3 protein-coding genes are annotated in these 2,636 nt (G+C 40.1%); all 3 read right to left on the reverse strand.

Going from position 1 to position 2,636, the window contains the following annotated elements; all coding sequences use genetic code 11:
* Positions 1–222: 222 nt before the first annotated feature.
* On the reverse strand, positions 223–681 hold the full coding sequence (gene tnpA, locus Xenpb_RS19125; protein ID WP_187655707.1) for an IS200/IS605 family transposase: 459 nt from the start codon (positions 679–681) through the stop codon (positions 223–225).
* A 183-nt stretch (positions 682–864) separates the two neighbouring features.
* Entirely contained in the window at positions 865–1,662 is a 798-nt protein-coding gene (locus tag Xenpb_RS19130; RefSeq protein WP_255523214.1) for a hypothetical protein, read from the reverse strand.
* Between the two features lie 9 nt (positions 1,663–1,671).
* Positions 1,672–2,636: RHS repeat domain-containing protein (locus Xenpb_RS19135; RefSeq protein ID WP_255523215.1), on the reverse strand; the 965-nt coding region annotated here is incomplete at its 5' end.

The raw sequence follows: 2,636 nt of genomic DNA on the forward strand, positions 1-2,636 counted from the left end.
TTGCTCAGTGTTTGTAGAAAACATCATACGTTACCTCAACGTGGTATTTCTTGTTGAGATCAGCCAGGCAGAAAAAGGTTCAAAAATATCCCTCGATTCAATCGAGGGATTTGTGTAGAAGAGACAGGGCATAGCCGGGGGTTTTTCATATGCGCCTGTAAGGCTCTCTTACCAGCCGCGCCCTAACAGGCGCATCGCAATCTGACATTTGCATTCTATTGATTACTTACGGCCCGTAAACGGGCTACCTGGATACGGGATCGATAACTGTTCTCCCAATTTATCCGATTCCAGTTGGTGCCTTATGTATTCCTGTATCTTCGCTGTATTTTTTCCTACTGTATCAACGTAATACCCTCTACACCAAAACTCACGATGGCGATATTTGAATTTGAGATCACCAAATTGCTCATAAAGCATCAGGCTACTTTTCCCCTTCAGATACCCCATAAAACTCGACACACTCATCTTGGGCGGGATTTCCAGAAGCATGTGGATGTGATCCGCACAACATTCCGCCTCCAGTATGTTCACGTTTTTCCATTCACAGCGTTTTCTTAATATGCTGCCTATCGCTCTGCGTTTTTCTCCATAGAACACCTGCCTTCGGTATTTTGGGGCAAAGACTAGGTGATATTTACAGTTCCATCGGGTATGCGCTAAGCTCTTTTCATCCCTCATTGTGGGACCCCCTTTCGATTTCTTGATTCACTTTTGCAGTTGCCAGACCGCAAGGTGTTTTAACAAATCAAAAGGGGTTTTTATAGCGGATTTATCGCTGAAAGCTCTACGGAACCCCCTGCCTAGCAGGGGGTTTTCTATATACAATAAGCCGGAAGAGCATTAGATTCTTCCGGCCCTTAATCAAGGTGATTTTTTTGTTATTTTCTTAGGTGATAGAGCTTTCCAAGCTATTAAAATGTCTGCTTCCCCACAAATTTTATTGACTTTATCAAGATAGATTTCTTCTACCTTCCATAACCAAAGTTCATCATTTAATTTTTCTAAGGAGCCATTTTCTTTGTCACTTAGTATCCATTTTTTTAAGTTAATATTCTCAATCTTAATTTCAAGGTGAGAGTTATTGATAATGTTATAAGGATAGACCATTCTTAGCATGCTATTATTGTATCGTTCCTTGCCATTAAATCTTCCTGGTGTTTCCCTTTTAAAAATAGATGGATTTTCATATGGATATATACTCGTTAGATTATCTCCCCCTGCATAATAGAATGCTTTTGTTATCTTATCAGTATCATATATTATTCCATAAGAAAAATTAATTTTTTCAACTAATAATTTAATAAATGAAATAATTTTATCATTATTGCCGTTTGCATTAGGAAATTGAATATCTATATGGTAAAAACCACCAAATTCATTTGTTATATAACCAAAGGAAGATAACCACGGAGTATGATTTTCTTGCTCAGAGTAAATTCTGAAAGCAGTTGCCTCTTGAGTGAAAATCTTCTCTTTTAGCTCAATAAATGAGATTTCTACTAAGTCATGATCTCCCTCATGAGCGCTATTTTTTATATATTTGAAATACCCTGCACCGGTTATTGTAATATCAAAAATACTAAAAAATAAGCTACCTAATTCATAGGCTGTCATTGGAGAAAGTTTGTTTGAATTATATATCGCTATACCTGTATACATAACTTTTTCCTATATAATTGATATTAAGTCATCTAACATTGATTTCATATCCTTAGCTTTATATGGATGTTCAAAAACTAAGATCTCGCCTTGTTTATTGGCAGGTAAGTTATCCATGGCTGTTTCATTACGCGTAGTTAGTGTTGGTAATTTCTTACCCATGTCAGTCTTTGAAGCTAGTTCAATTGAATGAACTTTACCATTAACATCAACGGCCATAATATCAGGTCTTCTTCCTGAAGTTCCCTTTCCATTAGCAAAACTATAAGATCTATTTAAGTAAATCTTTTCAAATTTACCACTCATGGCAAGCTTATTAGCTATTACTTCTGAAAATTGGTCATGGCCAGGTGTTTTATCTTTTTGCCCCGTACCATAAATCTTGGCTCCGTTAACTTCTCTAACAGGACAAGGTGCTAAACCCAGCGGATCAATAAAGTTTGCCGGATTATGCACATAACCGTATGGATTCAGGCCACCTTCGAGATTCAGGGGGTCGGGGGTCAGGTACTGCCCTGTATCCCGGTCATAATACCGAAAACGGTTATAGTATAATCCACTTTCCTCATCTTCGTACTGCCCCAGAAAACGCAGATTGCAGTTGACGTGATAATCAGGGTCGTTGGAGGCAATGACTTGCGAGCGCTCGGCTTTGCCCCACGTGGTCAGCCGTTGAGCCCACACTAGTCCACCTTCCTCGTCCAACATCTCGCGCGGCGTACCCTGGTGGTCATTGACAATATAGTGTAGCTTGCCGTATTCAAAACGTGCTGACGGTGTCAGTGCGCCCGGTTCGTAGAGCCAGCGGATACGCTGCCTCTCTGCTGGCGAACCATCTGCATACAGAGGCGTTTCTTCGATAAGCTGGTCACCGCTCCACAAATAATTATGGCCTATAATAGCACTGGGCTTAACACTGAGATCCGGTTTGCCATCCAGCCAGCGCTGTAAATTGGCTGCGGCCAGTTTTCCAT

Source organism: Xenorhabdus sp. PB62.4 (assembly GCF_014467285.1).
In the GTDB taxonomy this organism is placed as follows: domain Bacteria; phylum Pseudomonadota; class Gammaproteobacteria; order Enterobacterales; family Enterobacteriaceae; genus Xenorhabdus.

Bases quoted from the DNA above. Each gene is read 5' to 3' on its own strand.
- tnpA (WP_187655707.1), bottom strand. From the start codon at position 681: ATGAGGGATGAAAAGAGCTTAGCGCATACCCGATGGAACTGTAAATAT.
- Xenpb_RS19130 (WP_255523214.1), bottom strand. From the start codon at position 1,662: ATGTATACAGGTATAGCGATATATAATTCAAACAAACTTTCTCCAATG.